Source organism: Haladaptatus sp. CMAA 1909, from assembly GCF_043952005.1.
Classification (GTDB): domain Archaea; phylum Halobacteriota; class Halobacteria; order Halobacteriales; family Haladaptataceae; genus Haladaptatus.
This window is the reverse complement of sequence record NZ_JBIOAV010000004.1, coordinates 24,576-43,395: the sequence shown is the minus strand read 5'-3', so window position 1 is coordinate 43,395 and position 18,820 is coordinate 24,576. Positions and strand designations below refer to the sequence as shown.

18 protein-coding genes are annotated in these 18,820 nt (G+C 59.7%); 14 read left to right on the top strand and 4 right to left on the bottom strand.

The features are described 5' to 3' along the window. Nucleotides 1-67: 67 nt before the first annotated feature. Nucleotides 68-766 carry an ABC transporter ATP-binding protein gene (locus ACGYLY_RS24905; RefSeq protein ID WP_395285465.1) on the bottom strand — a complete coding sequence of 233 codons (699 nt, stop codon included), beginning with the start codon at nt 764-766 and terminating at the stop codon, nt 68-70. A gap of 2 nt (nt 767-768) precedes the next feature. After that, a complete protein-coding gene (locus ACGYLY_RS24900; protein ID WP_395285464.1) occupies nt 769-1,494 on the bottom strand; it encodes an ABC transporter ATP-binding protein in 726 nt (241 codons plus the stop codon). A 180-nt stretch (nt 1,495-1,674) separates the two neighbouring features. Here ACGYLY_RS24900 and ACGYLY_RS24895 point away from each other — a divergent pair, with 180 nt between their 5' ends. From ACGYLY_RS24895 to ACGYLY_RS24870, 6 genes are all read left to right on the top strand, one after another. Next, nucleotides 1,675-2,907 (top strand): iron-containing alcohol dehydrogenase, encoded by a 1,233-nt coding sequence (locus ACGYLY_RS24895; protein WP_395285463.1) that lies wholly within the window; start codon nt 1,675-1,677, stop codon nt 2,905-2,907. A gap of 99 nt (nt 2,908-3,006) precedes the next feature. Next, nucleotides 3,007-4,482, top strand: a complete 1,476-nt coding sequence (locus ACGYLY_RS24890) for a CoA-acylating methylmalonate-semialdehyde dehydrogenase (protein WP_395285462.1) — start codon at nt 3,007-3,009, stop codon at nt 4,480-4,482. A 143-nt stretch (nt 4,483-4,625) separates the two neighbouring features. After that, the gene (locus ACGYLY_RS24885; RefSeq protein ID WP_231187642.1) at nt 4,626-5,789 is read left to right on the top strand and encodes an LLM class flavin-dependent oxidoreductase; all 1,164 of its coding nucleotides are present in this window, start codon (nt 4,626-4,628) and stop codon (nt 5,787-5,789) included. 129 nt (nt 5,790-5,918) lie between these two features. After that, on the top strand, nt 5,919-6,317 hold the full coding sequence (locus ACGYLY_RS24880; RefSeq protein ID WP_395285461.1) for a VOC family protein: 399 nt from the start codon (nt 5,919-5,921) through the stop codon (nt 6,315-6,317). Nucleotides 6,318-6,399: 82 nt separating this feature from the next. Further along, entirely contained in the window at nt 6,400-7,299 is a 900-nt protein-coding gene (locus tag ACGYLY_RS24875) for an alpha/beta hydrolase (RefSeq protein WP_395285460.1), read from the top strand. A gap of 87 nt (nt 7,300-7,386) precedes the next feature. Further along, entirely contained in the window at nt 7,387-7,776 is a 390-nt protein-coding gene (locus ACGYLY_RS24870) for a DUF120 domain-containing protein (RefSeq protein ID WP_395285459.1), read from the top strand. A gap of 53 nt (nt 7,777-7,829) precedes the next feature. Here the strand turns inward: ACGYLY_RS24870 and ACGYLY_RS24865 are convergent, their stop codons facing one another. Continuing rightward, complete coding sequence (locus ACGYLY_RS24865; protein WP_231187650.1) at nt 7,830-8,378, bottom strand: HIT family protein; 549 nt, start codon at nt 8,376-8,378, stop codon at nt 7,830-7,832. A gap of 171 nt (nt 8,379-8,549) precedes the next feature. Here ACGYLY_RS24865 and ribB point away from each other — a divergent pair, with 171 nt between their 5' ends. From ribB to ACGYLY_RS24850, 3 genes are all read left to right on the top strand, one after another. Next, entirely contained in the window at nt 8,550-9,239 is a 690-nt protein-coding gene (ribB, locus tag ACGYLY_RS24860; protein ID WP_395285668.1) for a 3,4-dihydroxy-2-butanone-4-phosphate synthase, read from the top strand. A gap of 128 nt (nt 9,240-9,367) precedes the next feature. Continuing rightward, nucleotides 9,368-10,591, top strand: coding sequence for an iron-containing alcohol dehydrogenase family protein (locus tag ACGYLY_RS24855; RefSeq protein ID WP_395285458.1), 1,224 nt, complete (start codon nt 9,368-9,370; stop codon nt 10,589-10,591). Nucleotides 10,592-10,637: 46 nt separating this feature from the next. After that, on the top strand, nt 10,638-11,642 hold the full coding sequence (locus ACGYLY_RS24850; protein WP_395285457.1) for a TatD family hydrolase: 1,005 nt from the start codon (nt 10,638-10,640) through the stop codon (nt 11,640-11,642). A gap of 19 nt (nt 11,643-11,661) precedes the next feature. Here ACGYLY_RS24850 and ACGYLY_RS24845 read toward each other — a convergent pair whose 3' ends face one another. Further along, the gene (locus tag ACGYLY_RS24845) at nt 11,662-12,549 is read right to left on the bottom strand and encodes a fumarylacetoacetate hydrolase family protein (RefSeq protein WP_395285456.1); all 888 of its coding nucleotides are present in this window, start codon (nt 12,547-12,549) and stop codon (nt 11,662-11,664) included. Nucleotides 12,550-12,833: 284 nt separating this feature from the next. On the opposite strand from ACGYLY_RS24845, the gene ACGYLY_RS24840 reads away from it, so the two are divergent. From ACGYLY_RS24840 to ACGYLY_RS24820, 5 genes are all read left to right on the top strand, one after another. Further along, nucleotides 12,834-13,241 (top strand): DoxX family protein, encoded by a 408-nt coding sequence (locus ACGYLY_RS24840; protein ID WP_395285455.1) that lies wholly within the window; start codon nt 12,834-12,836, stop codon nt 13,239-13,241. A gap of 34 nt (nt 13,242-13,275) precedes the next feature. Continuing rightward, the gene (locus ACGYLY_RS24835; RefSeq protein WP_395285454.1) at nt 13,276-14,163 is read left to right on the top strand and encodes a fumarylacetoacetate hydrolase family protein; all 888 of its coding nucleotides are present in this window, start codon (nt 13,276-13,278) and stop codon (nt 14,161-14,163) included. A 6-nt stretch (nt 14,164-14,169) separates the two neighbouring features. Further along, nucleotides 14,170-15,159, top strand: a complete 990-nt coding sequence (locus ACGYLY_RS24830; protein WP_395285453.1) for a TatD family hydrolase — start codon at nt 14,170-14,172, stop codon at nt 15,157-15,159. 141 nt (nt 15,160-15,300) lie between these two features. Continuing rightward, nucleotides 15,301-17,181, top strand: coding sequence for a CocE/NonD family hydrolase (locus ACGYLY_RS24825; protein ID WP_395285452.1), 1,881 nt, complete (start codon nt 15,301-15,303; stop codon nt 17,179-17,181). Nucleotides 17,182-17,438: 257 nt separating this feature from the next. Beyond that, entirely contained in the window at nt 17,439-18,665 is a 1,227-nt protein-coding gene (locus ACGYLY_RS24820) for a CaiB/BaiF CoA transferase family protein (protein WP_395285667.1), read from the top strand. The last annotated feature ends 155 nt before the right edge of the window (nt 18,666-18,820 follow it).

Below are 18,820 nucleotides of genomic sequence, written 5' to 3'. Positions count from 1 at the left end.
CGATAAAATCATCTACTAGCCTAGAATATATTAAAACATGAACTCAAAACCTTATATCAGGGGCCCGCTATCCGCTCAAGTAGCTCTGTCTGACGTGGTCGCTATCGAGCAGCTCCTGTCCGGTTCCTTCCGCAGCGATACGTCCGTTTTCGAGAAGATAGGCACGATTCGCGAGATCGAGTGCTTGATCGACGTGCTGTTCGATGAGGACGACCGTAACCTCGTTACTGATCGCGTCGATTTTTTCGAACACCCGTTCGACGAGTTGCGGCGCGAGAGCGCCCGACGGTTCATCAAGGGCCAACACTTCCGGCTTCGCCATCAGCCCTCGGCCGATTGCGAGCATCTGTTGTTCCCCGCCACTGAGCGTGCTCGCCTTCTGCTCCCGCCGCTCTTCGAGGACGGGAAACATCTCGATGACCTCCTCGAGCGTCCGCTCGAAATCGTCCCGTTGGGTGTACGAACCCATCCGGAGGTTTTCGTACACCGAGAGATCGCCGAAGAGGTTCCGCTTTTCCGAGACGTGGACGAACCCGTTACTGACTCTGTCGCTCGGGGCCATCGACGACCCCGATTCGCCAAACAGCTCTATCTCGCCGCTCGTGGGGTCGAGCACGCCCGAGAGCGTTTTGAGCAGCGTCGTCTTTCCGGCACCATTTGGGCCGACGATTGCGACGACGGAATCGTCATCATCGATTTCGAGCGAGACGTTCCAGAGGACCTGCAAATCCCCGTAGTGGACGTTGAGATCGTTAACCGTGATCATCGTCACACCTCCACCCCGCCGAGGTACGCTTCCGCCACGTGGGGGTCCTGTTGAATCCGTTTCGGCGTCCCGTCCGCGATCTTCTCCCCCTGGTTGAGGACGATTATCCTGTCGGTAGCAGCCATGATGGCGTCCATCACGTGTTCGATCCAGAACACCGAGATACCGAACTCGTCGCGCGTCTTCTGGAGGTTTGCCGAGAGCTCCCCGAGTTCCGCCGGCGTCAGTCCGCTCCCGATTTCGTCGACCAGGATGAGTTCGGGCTCCGAGGCCAGTGCCCGAGCGAGTTCGAGTTGTTTTCGGTGGGCGATCGTGAGGCTGCTTGCGTCCTCTTCGGCCTCGTCTTCGAGGCCGATGAATTCGAGGTACTCCCACACTTTTTCGCGTTCTTCGTCGAGCGATCCCGAGTCCTTCTTTCCGAACACGGCTCCGGCGAGAACGTTGTCGAGTACCGTGGACTCGTTAAACGTCCGAGCCGTCTGAAAGGTCCGGGATATCCCTTGGCGAGCGATCTCGTGTGGCGATCTCCCCACCACCTCTTCGCCGTCGAAGGTGATACTGCCGTGTTCCGGCGTGTAGACGCCGGCGATCGAATTGAACAGCGTCGTCTTCCCCGCACCGTTCGGGCCGATGAGACCGACTATTTCGCCACTGTCGATGCTGAAGTCCACGTCATCGACGGCGGTTAGACCGCCGAAGCGTTTGGTTACTTCGCTAGCCGTTAACATGGGTAGTGTTTTCCTGCACCACGATATAAATCATAGGGTATCCCTCCGCACGGGAGCGAACTGGGTTGTCGACGGTCGGCAGCGAACGTCCCCCGTCGTCGATTTCGTGATGAAGACAAACCACGATGCGGGTTGACACCATCCGGAAGAATTAATTAGAAACCGGGGATTTGTGAGAGTATGTCTCACGAGACCGTCCTTTCACGGGAGACGCGAACAGTCGTATCGCCAAGCAACGTCGTCGTCGGTGCCGATGCCGTCGAGGAAGTCGGCAACTATGCGTCCCTTTACGGGACAACGGCGCTGCTCGTCGCAACCGAACGGATTTTCGACGTTCACGGGGACGTGGTACTCGAAACGCTCGACGAACAGGGAATCGAAACCGTCGTCTACACCGACGTCCGTCCCGACCCGACCGTAGAGAACATCGAGGAGGCATACAAATCGTGGGAGGAACACGACTGCGACATCGTCGTCACCCTCGGCGGTTCGTCCATCGACACCGGCAAAGGCGTCGGTATCCTCGCCGGAAACGGCGGCGAGATTCGGAATTTCGGCGTCGACAAAGCCGGATACGAAGGTGTTCCGAACCCGACGCCGCCGCTTCTCGCCGTCAACACGACGGCCGGAACCGGCAGCGAAGCGACCCGCTCCGTCGTCGTCAGCGACGAATCGACGGCGACGAAGTTCCTCATCGTCTCGAAAAACGTCGTCCCGGACGTCGCCATCGAAGATCCGGAACTCACCGTTTCGCTCCCTCGGAGCCACACCGCGTTTACCGGTATCGACGCGCTCACCCACGCCATCGAGGCCTACGTGTCGGTGAACTCGTACGGTATTCCCGACGGATACGCGGTGGAAGCGATGCGGCGCATCGCACGTTCCCTCCCGGTCGCGTGGGCGGACGGCGAGAATCTCGACGCTCGCGCCGACATGCTCGTGGGGCAGCTTCAAGCCGGGCAGGCGTTCACCAACTCCTCCGTGGCGCTCGTCCACGGCCTCGCACGCCCGCTCGGGGCGCAACTTCACATTCCACACGGGCTGGCGAACGCACTCATCCTCCCGTACGTCGCGGATTTCTCCGCGATGGCCGCGCCGGAGAAGTACGCGACCGTCGCACGCATCCTCGGTGCGGCGGACGATGACGACGACACCCGTACCGCCGCCGACCGGGCGGCCGACGGCATACTCCGACTCTGTGACGACCTCGACCTGACCGGCTACCTCGACGACTTCGGCGAGGTGCCCGCTCGTGAAGAGTACCTCGACGTCATCGAGGAGATGACGCAGGACGCCATCGATTCGGGCTCGCCCGCCAACAATCCGCGGAAGCCGACGGCCGAGGAGATCCGCGAACTGTACGTCGAACTCTACGACGACGCGCTCGCTCCCGACGGTCGGCGTCGTTCCTGAAACCTCCCGTCTCTCCCGAACGGTTCCGATTTTACGTCCCGTTACGACCGAACTGGTCGAATCAAAACTACTAATGAGGGTGGTAGATAACTGATACGTATGTCCGAAACAAAGAGCGACCAGGACAGCGTCGGGAACTACATCGGCGGACAGTGGACGGACGCCACCGGCGCTGACGGAATGGACGTAATCGATCCGGCGACCGGGGAACCGTTATCCTACGTTGGATTCAGTACCGAGGGCGATGTCGACGACGCCGTACGGCAGGGTCGGAAGGCGTTCGAATCGTGGAGCAAGCGACCGATCGAGGAGCGCATCCAACCGCTGTTCGAACTGAAAACCCTCCTCGAGGCGAACATCGACGAACTGGCCGAACTGCTCGTCCGGGAACACGGAAAGACGTTCGGCGAGGCGAAGGGGGAACTCCGTCGCGGCATCGAGAACGTCGAAACGGCCTGCGGAATGCCGACGTTGATGCAGGCTGGCCACGTCGAAAATGCCGCACCGAACATCGACGAGACGGCCGTCCGGAAGCCGCTCGGCGTCTTCGCGGCCGTCACCCCGTTCAATTTCCCCGGAATGATTCCGCTGTGGTTCCTGCCCTACGCCGTCGCGTCGGGTAACTCGTTCATCCTCAAGCCGAGCGAGCGCGACCCGCTGACCGCCAAACGACTGTTCGAACTCATCGACGAAGCCGGATTTCCCGACGGCGTCGTTCAGTTGGTCAACGGAAGCGTCGACACGGTGAACGCGATACTCGACCACGACGGTATCGAGGGCGTCTCCTTCGTCGGCAGCACGCCCGTCGCGAAGACCATCTACGAGCGGGCGGCGGCCAACGGCAAGCGCGTACAGGCACAGGGCGGCGCGAAAAACCATATCGTCGTCTCGGAGACCGCCGATCTCGAGTTCGCCGCGGAAAAGAGCGTCTCCTCGGCGCTCGCCTGTGGCGGCGAGCGCTGTCTCGCGAACGACGTTATCTGCGTCGAAGAGAGCGTCTACGAGGAGTTCGTCGACCTCGTCGTCGATATCGCGGGCGATCAGACGGTCGGCCACGGACTCGACGGCGAGACGGACGTCGGCGCTCTCATCACGCCGGAGCACGAAGAACGGGTCCGGAACTACGTCGAAACGGGGGTTCAAGAGGGTGCGACCCTCGTCCTCGACGGACGGGACGTCGAGGTGGACGGCTACGAGGACGGGAACTTCCTCGGGCCGTGCGTGTTCAGGGACGTCACCGAGGACATGGTCATCTCCCGCGAGGAGATCTTCGGCCCGGTTCTCGGTTTGATGCCCGTCGCCGACGTGGACGAGGGTATCGAGGTGCTGAACGCGTCGGACTTCGGGAACGCTGCGAGCCTGTTCACCGGCAGTGGAGCGGAAGCACGAAACTTCCGACACAACGCTCGGGCCGGTAATCTCGCCGTCAACGCTGGCACCGCTGCACCGATGGCGTTCTTCCACTTCGGCGGGCGGAAAGATTCGTTCTTCGGGGACCTCCATGCGCAAGCGGAGGACGTGGTCCGATTCTACACGGACGAGACGGTGTACATCGAGCGTTGGCCCGACGCCTGAGGCGTTCGGTCCGTGTTCATGGGTTTCTTTGCGTTTCACGACCGGGATTCCGGAGTGCTCTCCGCGCACCGAAGATCGTCTCTCTCCCATGGTCGGCGAAATATCATATACTATTAAGTAGTACTAACACACATAATTTTCCCATGGAGACATTTGCGTTCCACCTGATGCCGTATCAGGATATCGAAGACCTGTCCGAGAAGAAATCAGCTTGGCCGTGGGCCGAGTACGATTACGATCCGGAGAAAGGTGCTCAGTACTATCAGGAGTACCTCGGCCAACTCGAATACGCCGCTGAGTTAGGTTTCGATGGCGTCGGCGTCAACGAACACCATTATAACGCATATGGGTTGCAACCCGGTCCGAACATCACGGCGTCGAATCTGGCCGCCCGAACCGAGGATACCACCATCGCGTTTTTCGGCAATTTACCGGCGCTCCGTGAAAATCCGGTGCGGCTCGCGGAGGAACTCGCCATGTTGGACAACATCACCGAGGGCCGAATCATCAGCGGTTTCCCCCGCGGAATTCCGAGCGAGTATTTTGCCTACGGCGTGGACATGGGCGAATCCCGAGGTCGATTCGAAGAGGCGTGGGACCTCATCATGAAAACGTGGACCGCCGACGAACCGTTCGACTGGGACGGTGAGTACTTCCAATACGAGAACGTGTACATCTGGCCGCGTCCGTATCAGGATCCGCATCCGCCGATGTGGATGCCGGCGGAGAGCGAAGAATCGCTTCGCTTCACTGCCCGTAATCACGTCCCTACCGGACTCGTCTTCCAGCCGGTCGAGACGATCAGCGAGAAGTTCGATGAATACCGCCACTACGCGGAGGAGGACTACGGTTGGACTCCGAGCGACGAGGACTTCAGCGTCATGCGAGCCATCTACGTCGCCGAGACGATGGAGAAGGCCCGCGAGGAAGCCGAACCCCACCTACGGAAGTTCTACCAGACGCTCACCGCTGGCGTTCACATCGGCGTCTCTGCGAACATGATGGGCGACCAACCGTACGACCCGGAGAAGTGGGACGAGTACGTCGAAGAGCTTCACCCGCACGGGGAGTTCGCATTCAACTACGATTTCGACGAGTTCCAGGAGTACGGCGAAACGATCGTGGGCACGCCCGAATACGTCGTCGAAACGCTCGAAAAACAGTACGAGGAGGTCGGCGGATTCGGTCGGATCGTGGGGCAATTCCACTTCGGCGACTTGCCGGACTGGAAAGCCCGCAAAAACCTCCGACTGTACGCCGACGAGGTCAAACCCGAAGTCGACGAGATCGGCGAGGTAAACCCCTAATCGTCCGGTTCGTCTCCCTCGATAACCGACAGATTCTCTTTTCCGATCGGATTCCTCCATCATCCGTATTTAAACCATACCCCGAACGTCCCGAAACCTCTTGGTCCCCCAGCGGGAAGTGTGGATCGTATGCTACCATCGCTTCATCAGTCGCTGTTAATGGTAACGGATCTGACTGCATCGACGGCGTTCTACGAGGACATCGTCGGTCTGGAGACCGATCGGGTCGAAGAGGGGAACGTGGAGTTCACAACGGGTGAAGGGACCCTCGTGCTCGAAGAGGATTTCGACCCCGAGGTGCTTGACGCGTTCGGATTGGACGACCCCGGTGACGATAGAGGAAAGGGGGTCATCGTCGCCCTCGATGTCGGGACTCCGGACGACGTGGACGCCGTATGCGAACGCGCCTCGGAGGCGGGAGACGTCGTTCGAACGGGGCCGATGGACGTCGATTGGGGACGTCGAATGGCCCTTCTGTCGGACCCCGACGGCTACACCATCGAGGTTTCGGCCTCACTTTCGGCGTGATACACCTGAAGTTATATATCGTGGGAGAACACTTCCTTATGTGATGCGTGCACAAGAGCCACATCCGCAGTTAAAAGCTTTCATGGCAGAGACCGAAGACGCACCGGCGTTCCACGAACTTCCGGTCGAGGAAGTGCGAGGGATTACGTCCGGGGTTTTCGCCGTCGAGGACCCCGAACCCGTCGGGGAGGTCCTCGACGAAACGATCGATGGTCCGGGCGGCGATCTGCCCATCCGAATCTACCTACCCGAGGGCGAACAGCCGTTTCCGGTGACGATGTTTTTCCACGGCGGCGGATTCGTCTCCGGCGGACTCGATAGCCACGACGAACTCTGTCGGAGACTGACGAACACCACCGAGGTGGCTGTCGTCGCGGTCGACTACAGACTCGCTCCGGAGAACCCCTTCCCAGCGGCCGTCGAAGACGCGTACGCAGCTACCGAGTGGGTCGCTGCGAACGGGGGCGAATACGGCCTCGACACCGATCGTCTCGCTGTAACAGGTGACTCTGCGGGTGGAAACCTCGCGGCGGTCGTCGCGATGATGGCACGGGACCGGGACGGTCCGTCCATCGAGCATCAGGTCCTGCTCTATCCTCCCGTCTCACATCACCTGAACTGGAACTCGGTCGACGAAAACGGGGAGGGATACTTCATCACGAAGGAGGATTTGACGTGGTTCGACGATCACTACTTCGAGCATCCCATCGACGAGATGAACGTGTACGCGTCACCGCTTCTCGCCGCTGATCTCGGGGACCTCCCCCCTGCGACGATCGTAACGGGTGGGTTCGACCCGCTCCGCGATGAGGCCATCGCGTACGCTGATCGGCTGGAAGCGGCCGGTGTCGATGTATCCCATTACCACTACGAAGACGTCATACACGCCTTCGTTCAGATGGCTGCCCAACCGTTCGAATTCGACCCGTCGGAGAACGCACTCGCGGATATCGCCGGGGATCTACGATCCGCGCTCGAATAGAACCGAGTGGGCTCCGCAATGACCCGTACGTCGTCGATTATGGATCACTCACGCAACCGACAAATGACATTCACAGTACGAGGAATCGTGACCAGTGGCTTCGGGAGGGGAAAGAAATTCGTCGCGATGGAGGGCTACGCCCATCAGTTCGAGCGAGAGTTAGGGTACGAACCGCATCCAGGTACCTTGAATCTCGAACTGGATGCCCCGGTTCGAGAACGATTGGCGCGTCTCGACCCGACGCGTCTCGACGGCTGGGAAGCGGATGGCCGCTCGTTTGGTGCCGTCGACTGCTATCCTGCCGTCGTTCCCGGGAGTACGGACTCGGTTCCCCTCCATTTCGTTCTCCCCCACCGCACCGACTACGATACGTCCACCATCGAACTGATCTCTCCCGTCAACCTTCGGGAGCGGTTCGGCCTCTCCGATGGGACAGCCTTCAAAATTCGAATCCAATCCGGGGACACCGAGGTTTAGCCCCACCGAACCCCGTGACCGTCCGGCTACTCATTCTCCCCCCGCCGCGTGGGTTATTCGTGTGTTATCTCCACGGCTTCGTTTTCGCCACGCGCGTTCGTCGAAGTGAGATCGATCAGACCGTCATGAAGCCGCTCGTAGGTTTCATCGACCGCCTCTTCGACGATCGCGGTGTTCGCCGTGAGCGGCAGAAACGACGTGTCGCTCTCCCACCGTGGAATGATGTGCATGTGGAGATGATCGGTCACCGACGCTCCCCCTGCTGCGCCGACGTTGAACCCGATGTTGAACCCGTTCGGGGAGAGCGCCTCCTCGATCACCTCGATGACCATCTGTGCGGTTTTCATGTAATCGACGAGTGCACCCTCATCGAGGGAGTAGAACCGTCCCGTGTGTTCGTACGGCAGTATCATCGTATGCCCCGGATTGTACGGCATATTGTTCAGCAGAACGTAGGCGTGCTCGCTACGGGCCACGATGTTGTTTTTGCGGTCGTCATCGCCCGCGGGAAGACGGCAGAAAATACACTCCGTGTCGTCACCATCTGCCGGACGATCCCGGGTCACCCATTGCATCCGCCATGGAGCAAACAGCGAGTCCATTGTTACAGACATCGGGGGGTGTTAGTATAAAATCTCCGCCCGTTCGAGAAGTCACCCCGTCGTACCACATCCCGGATCGGGGGAATATTTATTATATACGCCGACGAGTTCGATCTATGAATCGGATATCGAGAAACCGGACCGAGTCGATCGATCATGTTGAGTGATAGCATGCTCCCCGATAGTTACAGCTATCGCCGAAGGGAGCCCGTGAACGGGTTAGATAGCGCTATCGAAGCGTTCCAAGCCGGTGACCCGGTTTTGATTCACGATGCAGCGGATCGGGAGAACGAGGTGGACATCGTGTATCCGGCACACGCCGTCACGCCGTCCAACGTCGCTCGACTCCGAAACGACGCTGGCGGATTGATCTGTGTGGCCCTGTCCCACGAGGTGGCTGAAACGTTCGGCCTCCCGTTCGCGGAAGAGCTCATCGAGCACCCGGCGGGTAACGAGACCACTATCGATTACGACGACAGATCTTCGTTTTCCCTGACGGTAAACCACCGGGAGACGTATACCGGTATCGTCGACAACGACAGAGCACGGACGATTTCCGAACTCGGTCACGCGGCGCGGAATCCGGAAACGACCGACTTCGCGGCGGAGTTCGACACGCCCGGACACGTACATACGCTCAAAGCCGCGCCGAACCTCCTTGAGGACAGGCGGGGTCACACGGAACTCGGCATCGCGCTCGCGGAGTTGGCGGACGTTCCGCCGGCCGTCGTCGTCTGCGAGATGCTCGACGACAAAACGGGGGGCGCACTCTCCCGATCCAACGCGGCGTCGTATGCAAAACACAACGACTTCGTCTTCCTCGATGAATCGACGATCATCGACGAAGTCCGTACCGATTGACCGGTAGTCATCGGTGCCTCAGAACGGTAAAATCGGTGTCAGACGCCGATATACCGGTTCGTTTCGGCGTCCAATCGGGGTGGGAGGTACTCTTATATACCTATGTGGTCCATTGATATCTACGTACAATGAACGGTAATAGTTATACGTTCGAGTATCAACCAGCTACGATCCATCACGGGTCGGGTGTCGTTGCAAATCTCGAGACGGAACTCGAACGACGGGGACTCTCGCGGGCGCTACTCGTTACGGACGCCACTTTGCGGGACGTCGATCCCGTCATCGGGCCGATTCGTGAGGGTCTCGGGGAGTCCCTCGTCGGCGTTTTCGATGGCGTGACACCGGAAAAATACCTCGAATCGGCCTACGACGGTGCGATACGGGTTCAGGAGGAAGACGTCGATGCGCTCGTCCCGGTCGGTGGCGGAAGTAGCCTGGACACCGCCAAACTGATCTGCGTCCTCGCCGGGCACGACCGACCCCTCGACGAAGTCGCTACCGAGATTGTGGATCGGGAGGCGGTTCTCGTTCCCGATCAGGACCGCCCGTTACCGGATATCTTCGCCGTGCCGACGACCTTACCCGGTGCCGATCTCTCGCAAGTCGCGGGCGTCAAGCTGAGTTTGGACCCGGACGGACGTTCGAAATCCGAGATTCCCAGCGCCGGCGTATCGGACAGTCGTCTGATGCCGACCGCGGTCTTCCACGACTTGGACCTGTTCGAAACGACCCCCGACCACATCCTCGCTCGCTCCGCGATGAACGGATTCGACAAGGGGATCGAAATGCTGTACACCCGTCACCACAATCCCCTCACGGATGGGACGGCCGTTCGCGGCGTTCGACTGCTGTACGAGAACCTCCCGACTCTCACTACCGGCTCGACGAGTCGGGCGGAGCTATCTCGAATTCTGCAGGGTATCGCCGCGGCGCAGTACGGGCTTTCGACCCCGAACGCATACCGAGCCTCCGTCATCCACTCGTTCGGCCACGCCCTAGCGCGGAACTACGACGTTCAGCAAGGGGTCGCACACGCGATCGCGGCACCGCACGTGCTCCGCTACCTCTTCGAACGGGTCGACGGACGACGCGATCTGTTGGCGGAGGCGTTCGACGTCCGGAATGCGGACGATTCCGACGAAGAGACGGCGGCCGCGATCGTGAAATCGGTCGTCGATACCCGCGATGCGCTCGATTTACCGTCTCGGCTGCGTTCGGTCGAGGGGACCGAACGGGATGATTTCCAAGACCTCGCACGAGCGGTCATCGAGGATCCGTTTATGCAAGCCGGTCCGACCGATCTCGATGCGACCCAGTCGGGCGTCGAAACCGTTTTCGAGCGGATGTGGTGAGCCGATCCTCCTAAAGTTTCATGCGGGATGAGCGTCTTCTTCCGGTATGCCATCGGACTATCCGACTCGCCGGCCGACCGACGCGGAGTATCTCTCCGACGAGACGGTCGATTTACCCTCGTCCCTGCTCAACCTCCCGTGGATAGACTGCCACAACCACGCCCAGACGCTCTCGTGGGAGGACCGCGAACGGTACGCGCTTTCCGGTTGTCAGTCGATGGTGATGGTCGCATCGGGGTACCACTGGACACCCTACAAACCGGTGGTCGCTGACGACGTCCGGTTCCTGTGGGACGATGCGATCAATCGCCGCCGAGCGATCGAAACCAACCATTTCTTCGAAGCCAATCTCGCGGTGGGCGTTCACACCGGCGTTCGAATCGAGAATCCCGACGAGTTGCTGGCCGCGATGGACGAGTACTGCCGACTCGACGAAGTCGTGGCACTCGGTGAAACCGGCATCACTCCATCCCAGCACGTTGAGTCATGGGGTGTAGACGAACAGCGGGCGGTCGTTCAGGCGCAGATGGAGCTCGCGGACGAACACGACCTCCCGATCATCCTCCACACCCCGAATCGGGGAACCGGTGATAGCCCGACCTATCGAGTCGGGGCCAGCACGCCGGGATACGAGAAGAACGCGTCCCTCGCATCCTCACCCGTCATCGCGGGAGATAATCCCGAACTCGAAGCGGTCAAGATCGACGTTCAAACCGCCAGGGAGGCAGGTCTGGCCGAAGAACGGATCGTCGCTTCACACGCGGATCCGAACAACGCGAACTACCTCATGGAGGAGACGGAGTGCTATCTGAGTTTCACCGTCGGGTATCCGTGGTTGACCGGTGTGACCGCCGCCGACGTGGCGGAGACGATTCGCGAGTACGGGCCGGATCGAATTCTGGTCGAAACGGACTGCGCGAATATCCTCCGGACGGACGCGTTCTCCGTAAAACGGACGATTTTCGACCTCTATCGGATGGGGATCGATGAGAGCGATATCCGGCAAGTCGTCCTCGAAAATCCACGGGACGTCTTTGACCTGGAGGAATAACCTCACGTCGCGGATCGATTCAGGTGTGCCGACACGTGTTCGTTAGCTCTCCGACCCCTTCGACACCGACCGTGACCTTCGTCCCGTCGTCGAGGAGGACTTGCGGGTCGCGATACACGCCGACTCCCGGCGGCGTTCCGGTGAATAGCAGATCGCCCGGTTCGAGCGTAAACGCCCGACTGCAGAACGAGACGAGATCGTCGATGTCGAAGATGAGGTTCGCCGTCGTCGAATCCTGTAATCGTTCCCCGTCTATCTCCGTCCAGATGTCGAGGTCGTGCACGTCGTCGATCTCGTCCAGCGTGACCAGTTCCGGCCCGGTCGGTGCGAAGGAATCCAGACTCTTCCCCCTGACCCATTGTCCATCGCCGTGCTGTAGATCACGGGCGGAGACGTCGTTCCCCACCGTGATTCCCGCCACGTAGTCCCGCGCCTCGTCGGCACTCACATCCCTGGCTCGACGACCGATCACGGCGACTAACTCGGCCTCGTAATCCACTTCATTCGTGTACTCGGGATCCCACGTGATGTCGTCATCCGGACCTCGAACGGCCGTCGGGAACTTGGAGAACAACACCGGTTCGTCCGGAATCGGGTTCTCCCCTTCTTCGGCGTGTTCCTCGTAGTTCAATCCGACGCACACGACTTTTTGGGGGTCTCCTATCGGTGCGTGTCGTTCGAGGTCGTCGATGGCGTGGCAGTCCACCTCGTTTTCCATCGCGTAGTCCACGGCGAAGGAGGCTCTCTCCTTCCAGTTCCACGTTTCGAGGAGTTCGGGGAGTCGTCGCGGAATCTCGACTCCCGCCTTCTTTCCTGCCGCGTGGAGGTCCACTACGTCGTCGTCCGAGGTGCGGGCACCACACCACGGTTGGCCGGTTCCGTTCGAACTGTAACAACCTATTCGCATCGTCGCTAAGTAAAACCGCCACTATACTTAATCCCGATGATGGCCCTTCACGGCGGGTTCCGATACACGATTACTCGGCCGTTCGTCCGCTGCGTTCGTCCTCCAGTGGATTTCTGTCAACGTCTCCGAAATCGACGATGTCAGTGCAGGGATCGTCTTGCAGAGAAAATGGCAAGATTCCAAACAGCTATAACCCAATCCTTCATAACGTAGCTTGATGTCCACAATTAATAATCGAATGGTGAGCGCATCAGATGCTAAAAAATCGCAACCGGTGGTCGGGAATGGCGCTTGAAGGTGAGTTCCTGTTGGCCGGGCGACTGCTTCTCGGCGGAATGTTTCTGTATAACGGATACAACCATTTCGTCGACTACGAGGGCAGGGTCGGATATTCGGAGTACAAGGACATTCCCGCCCCCTCGTTATCGGTCATCTCGTCGGGAGTGGTGCTGGTCCTCGCATCCATCGGCATCATGGCCGGAATTTATCCGGTGATCTCCGCGGGCGCTCTCGCGGTGTTCCTCATCGTCGCGACGCTGTTGTTCCACGACTTCTGGGATCAGTCCGGCGAGGACCGACAGAACGAGTTGAACCACTTCCTGAAGAACGTCGGCTTGCTCGGAGGCACGCTCATTCTCTTGGCCGTCGGAGGTGAAACGTGGGCGTACGCCGCCAACATCGGGTTGTTCTGACCGAGAAGGTTGGACCGAATACAGTTAGATACGCATGAAACTCGGACAATTTCGAACGAACGAGGACGAACGGCCGTGGGCAGGGAGCGTCGTCGACGGCGGAATCGTCGACCTGAACGTAGCGGGCAGGCGGTCGGGCGTTACGCTGCCGTCCGACCTCCGCGGAATCATCGAGACGTGGAACTGGCGGGAGAAGGTCGAATTCGCGACCGCGTACGCCGAGGAGACCGGAGATGCGATGCGTTCCCACTCCGCCGTCGTACCGGTGGCTCCGATCACCGAACCGGAGAAGGTCGTCGCCATCGGGCTGAACTACATGGAACACGCTGAGGAGGGCGATCAGGACACCCCGGATTCTCCGATGGTGTTCTCCAAATTCCCGCGGACCATCGTGGGGCCGGACGAGCCGGTCGAGTGGGATCCGGAGCTGACCGAGGCGGTCGATTACGAGGGCGAACTGGTGGTCGTAATCGGCGAACGAGCGCGCAACGTGAGCGAGGACGATGCCCTCGACTACGTGGCGGGATACACCATCGGGAACGACGTTTCCGCCCGCGATCTCCAACTGGCCGATGAGCAGTGGGTCAGGGGGAAGAGTCTGGATACGTTCGCACCGATCGGTCCGCATCTCATCACCCCGGACGAGATCGACGACGTGGGCGACCTCGACATCTGGACGGAGGTTAACGGCGAACTGTTACAGGACTCCAACACGAAACATTTGATCTTCCCGATAGCGGAACTCGTTTCGTTCTGCAGTCGGGCGTTCACCCTGTCTCCGGGCGACGTGCTATTCACCGGAACGCCCGACGGCGTCGGCTACTTCCGTGATCCACGGGTCCTTCTCTCGGAGGGGGACACGATGACCGTCGGCATCGAGGGTCTCGGGGAACTTACAAACGGGTGCCGCTACATTGGGTAAGCAACCATGGGAACGTACCCGACCCGGCGTCCGACGGACGCGGAGTACAGCGAGGCCGAGGATATAGTCCCGACCGAACTGAGCAGCATGCCGTGGATCGACATCCACAACCACGCACACACCCTGTCGTGGAACGATCGCGAGAAGTTCACGTTGAGTGGATGCGAGTCGATGGTGATGATGGCGGCAGCGTACTATTGGACGCCGTACAAACCGGTCGAGGCCGACGATATCCGGTATCTCTGGGACGATGCGCTCAATCGACTCTCATCGATCCGCCAGTCGCACCTGATCGACGCGAAGATCGGTGTCGGCGTTCATACCGGCGCTCGCGTGGATGACTACGAGGAAATCCTCGCGGTGCTCCCCGAGTACTGTGCCCTCGACGAGGTCGCGGCGGTCGGCGAAATCGGGATCACGGAGTCACAACACGTCGCCGGATGGTCCCTCGAAGAACAAAAAGAGGTCACTAGACGGCAACTCGAAGTGGCGGCCGATCACGGCCTCTCGGCGATACTGCACACGCCTGCCGATCTCAGGGACGTCGAGTTCCCCGACCGGACCCGTGGGGACGTTCCCGGATACGAGTTGGAACTCGCTTTGCAGCAAGAACCCGTGTTGACCGCGGAGAATCCGAAACGGGAGGCGATCGAGATGGATATCGAACTGAAGGACGAGGCGGGACTCCCCGACGATCGGATGGTGCTCTCCCACGCCGACAAAAAGATCGCCCCGTACGTCTTGGAGAACACGGATTGCTATCTGAGTTTCACGGTCAGCTATCCGTGGCTCCTCGGGGTTTCGCCCCATCACGTCGCCGAGGTGGTTGCGGAGTACGGGCCTGACCGTATCCTCGTCGAAACCGATAGCGCGGGAGTGCTCCGGAGTGACGTGTTCGCATTCAAGCGAACGATTCTCGAAATGTATCGCATGGGACTCGGCGTCGATACGATCCGACAGGTAGTGTACGAGAATCCGAAACGGATTCTCGCGTGACCACCATCGGCCGTATTTTGCACCCGCGGGAATTTTGTAGCGATCGACGTTTCCCGAAAGCGGCAAACCCCCCGTTCGGTCGACGGGGAACGCCGCAAATCGTGGATATATTTTAAGTACAGTTGTACCTCATCCATACGTATGGATTCTGAACCCTCGTTCGAGGTTCACGCGAAACTGGACGTGATGGTTGAGATGCGCGACGGCGTCGAATTGGCGACCGACGTGTACCGACCCGCAAAAAACGGTGCGGTGGTTGACGAGCCAAAGCCGGCCCTTCTGAGCCGAACTCCGTACAACAAACGGGGAGAGATGACGCGTCACGGCGAGTGGTTCGCAAAGCGTGGATACGTCGTGGTTCTCCAGGACTGTCGAGGGCGGTTCAATAGCGGCGGGACGTTCGAGATGTTCGTCGACGAACCGGAAGACGGCTACGACACCGTCGAGTGGATCGCGAACGAGGAGTACTGCAACGGTCTGGTCGGGACGATAGGGTCGTCGTACGGGGCTTGGGTACAGAGTGCGCTCGCAACGCAGGACCCACCGCATCTCGAAGCGATGTTCGTCAATCAGGGGCCGGCGAACGGACGGAAGGCGACGCTTCGACATCACGGGGCGTTCGAACTCCGATGGCTCTGTTGGGCGTTCACGCTGGGCGGCGGATTCGCCAAACGGGCGCTCCGGGACTCGGCGCTCCAAGAGCACTTGGCGAACGTCGACGTCCGTGACATACTGGCCGGAGCACCCGTCAAGCGAGGGCAGTCTCCGCTCGGGCATCTACCCGAATACGAGGAGTGGATGTTCGACATGCTCACCACGGGGAGTGAAAGCGACGAACGGTGGTCCTCGCCCGGAATAAATTTCGAATCGTACTACGAGGAGATGGCGGACGTTCCGACCGTGTATTCCGGCGCGTGGTACGATTCGTATGCTATCGGCACCTGCAACAATTTCGAGGCCCTCTCGGACCTGAAATCGTCCGATCAGTTCCTCCTCATGGGGCCGTGGACCCACGGCTGGAACGAGTATCCGCTCTCCTCGTGGAACAAGACCTACTCCGGCGAGATCGAGTTCGGGGAACTGTCGTTTCGAGACTATCAGGAGACGAGGTTGCGTTTCTTCGACCGCTACCTCAAAGGACGGGATACGTGGGACGAACCGCCGGTTCAATACTTCCGTATGGGGACGGGCGACGGATCCCGATGTGCCGATGACCGTCTCCTCCACGGCGGGGAGTGGGACACGGCGGAGGAGTGGCCCCTCCCCGACGCGCAGCCCACGAGATTTTTCGCTCGTCCCGATGGGTCGCTTACCCGTACGGAACCGACGGTTCGATCGGCGCAAACGACGTATTCGTTCGACCCTCGGGATCCGGTTCCGACTATCGGCGGCAACTGTTCTTCGTATGTCACATACGAGCAACGCGACGAGTCGATCCTCGAATACCCGCTCGAAGAGCGCTATCTCGTGAACATCACGGGGAGCGGCGGGTACGATCAACGAACCCGAGCGAGCACCTTCGGTGCCGACCCTCCGTACGGACCGCTCGAACGCCGTGACGATGTCGTGGTATTTCGGACGGAAAAGCTGGAAACGGACCTCGAAATCGCCGGCCCGGTGCGGGTACGACTCTACGCCGCCAGTACGGCTCCGGACACGGATTTCACCGCAAAGCTGATCGACGAATATCCTCCGACCGAGGACTTCACCGGCGGGTTCGCCCTCAATCTCACCGATTCGATCTGTCGGGCACGGTACCGCGGCCACAGAACGGAACCAGCCCTCATCGAACCGGGCGAGGTGTACGAGTACGAACTCGAACTGTATCCGACCGCGAACGTGTTCAAAGAAGGCCACCGGATTCGAGTCGACATCTCCTCCTCGAACTTCCCGCGGTACGACGTCAACCGAAATACGGGCGGAGAGCTGTACGACGGGAGGAAGTTCGAAGTCGCCGAAAACACGCTCTACCACGACCGGGAACACCCGACCCACGTCGAGTTGTCCGTACTTTCACGCTGACAGTGTGGTCGGGGCGTTTCCGGGACGTAAATTTGATCGGCAACCGGTGGGAGACTCCCATCGTCTCGCGGGCATACTTCGCCGGCTTCCGCGAGCGTCCCGCCGGCCAAATGTAGCCATTGAGCCGCCAATGACGGCTACGTGTATGCACATGCTGTTCGGTCGGAAGGCCGCCTCCCACGGCCCGAGAGCTCGTCGTGTAAATATAATCGTTTCGTGATAGAAAATGCTATACCCGGCCACTATCATAATACGATATAGTCGTGACCACTTACAAGAGGATCCTAGAGGGAATTACGGTTCTCGATCTGTCCACGTTTGTAACCGGTGGCTTCTGCTCCGCGATGCTCGCAAACCAAGGTGCAGAAGTCATCAAAATAGAACGCCCTGAAATCGGTGACGATAACCGCCATTCGGGTCCCCCATTCATAAACGGCGAATCGCCGTACTTCTGGACGGTGAACTACGGAAAACGGAGCATCGAACTGGACCTGAAAAACGACGATGCGAAGCGAACGCTCTATGAATTGGCCGAAGAGGCGGACGTGTTTATTCAGAACTATCGTCCGGGGACGGCCGAACGTCTCGATGTCGATTACGAGACGATCTCCGAGTACAACGACGACATCATCTATCTGGCCATCTCCGCGTTCGGACAGACCGGCCCCTGGCGCGAGCGTCCGGGCTACGACCTCCTGATACAGGGAATGAGCGGGATAATGAGTGTGACCGGAGAGGAGGGACGACAACCCGTGAAAGTGGGACTCCCGATGACGGACCTCATCACGGCGATGTGGGGCGCGTTCGGAACGGTTACCGCACTTTACAGGCGCGAGACCACGGGCGAGGGTGAGTACATCGATCTCGGGATGCTCGAGTCGACTCTCCCCTGGCTCACCAAACAGGCAGGCAAGGTGTTTGCGGACGAATCCCCCGAGCGAATGGGGACGAGGGATCCGGTGCTCGCACCGTATCAGTCCTTCAGAACGGCCGACGGCTACATCAACATCGCGTGTCTGAACCAGAAGCTCTGGTACGAACTGTGTGAAGCGTTGGATCGCCCGGATCTCCCGATCGACGAGCGTTTCGAAACGAACGCCGATCGGGTACAGAACATGGGTGCGCTCGAGGAGGAACTCGAAGATACACTCTCGACGAAGGGCACCGACAAGTGGATCGAGATTCTGGTTGAGGACGCCGGTGTTCCTGCTGGACCGGTGTTCACCGTCGAGGAAGCGCTCAACAATCCGCAAGTCGAGGCTCGTGACGCGCTCGTCGAAATCGACCATCCCAAACTCGGAACGATTCCCGTGATCGAACATCCGCTCCGATACAAATATGCGGAGAGCGGATTCAGTGACCCTCCGCCGACGCTCGGGGAGCACAACCGTGCGGTCCTACGAAAATTGGGATATTCCGACGAGGAGGTGGACCGACTCGAGGAGGCCGGAATCCATGGGACGAAGAGCGACGATACCGAGTGATGGTATCGAAGCGTTTTCCGACACCGTACCGCGATTCGTCGATATCACAGTGGTGATTATGATCGCGAGTCGGTCGTCCGACTCGTGATAGAGTTGGTAGCATGATATGGGGGATCGAACACCCATGCTCTCGGATTTCTTCATCCGTTTCGCGA

Coding starts and splice junctions, on each gene's coding strand:
- ACGYLY_RS24905 (WP_395285465.1), bottom strand. CDS start 766: ATGATCACGGTTAACGATCTCAACGTCCACTACGGGGATTTGCAGGTC.
- ribB (WP_395285668.1), top strand. CDS start 8,550: ATGCTCCCCGATAGTTACAGCTATCGCCGAAGGGAGCCCGTGAACGGG.
- ACGYLY_RS24885 (WP_231187642.1), top strand. CDS start 4,626: ATGGAGACATTTGCGTTCCACCTGATGCCGTATCAGGATATCGAAGAC.
- ACGYLY_RS24890 (WP_395285462.1), top strand. CDS start 3,007: ATGTCCGAAACAAAGAGCGACCAGGACAGCGTCGGGAACTACATCGGC.
- ACGYLY_RS24875 (WP_395285460.1), top strand. CDS start 6,400: ATGGCAGAGACCGAAGACGCACCGGCGTTCCACGAACTTCCGGTCGAG.
- ACGYLY_RS24880 (WP_395285461.1), top strand. CDS start 5,919: ATGCTACCATCGCTTCATCAGTCGCTGTTAATGGTAACGGATCTGACT.
- ACGYLY_RS24850 (WP_395285457.1), top strand. CDS start 10,638: ATGCCATCGGACTATCCGACTCGCCGGCCGACCGACGCGGAGTATCTC.
- ACGYLY_RS24830 (WP_395285453.1), top strand. CDS start 14,170: ATGGGAACGTACCCGACCCGGCGTCCGACGGACGCGGAGTACAGCGAG.
- ACGYLY_RS24900 (WP_395285464.1), bottom strand. CDS start 1,494: ATGTTAACGGCTAGCGAAGTAACCAAACGCTTCGGCGGTCTAACCGCC.
- ACGYLY_RS24895 (WP_395285463.1), top strand. CDS start 1,675: ATGTCTCACGAGACCGTCCTTTCACGGGAGACGCGAACAGTCGTATCG.
- ACGYLY_RS24845 (WP_395285456.1), bottom strand. CDS start 12,549: ATGCGAATAGGTTGTTACAGTTCGAACGGAACCGGCCAACCGTGGTGT.
- ACGYLY_RS24825 (WP_395285452.1), top strand. CDS start 15,301: ATGGATTCTGAACCCTCGTTCGAGGTTCACGCGAAACTGGACGTGATG.
- ACGYLY_RS24835 (WP_395285454.1), top strand. CDS start 13,276: ATGAAACTCGGACAATTTCGAACGAACGAGGACGAACGGCCGTGGGCA.
- ACGYLY_RS24865 (WP_231187650.1), bottom strand. CDS start 8,378: ATGGACTCGCTGTTTGCTCCATGGCGGATGCAATGGGTGACCCGGGAT.
- ACGYLY_RS24840 (WP_395285455.1), top strand. CDS start 12,834: ATGGCGCTTGAAGGTGAGTTCCTGTTGGCCGGGCGACTGCTTCTCGGC.
- ACGYLY_RS24855 (WP_395285458.1), top strand. CDS start 9,368: ATGAACGGTAATAGTTATACGTTCGAGTATCAACCAGCTACGATCCAT.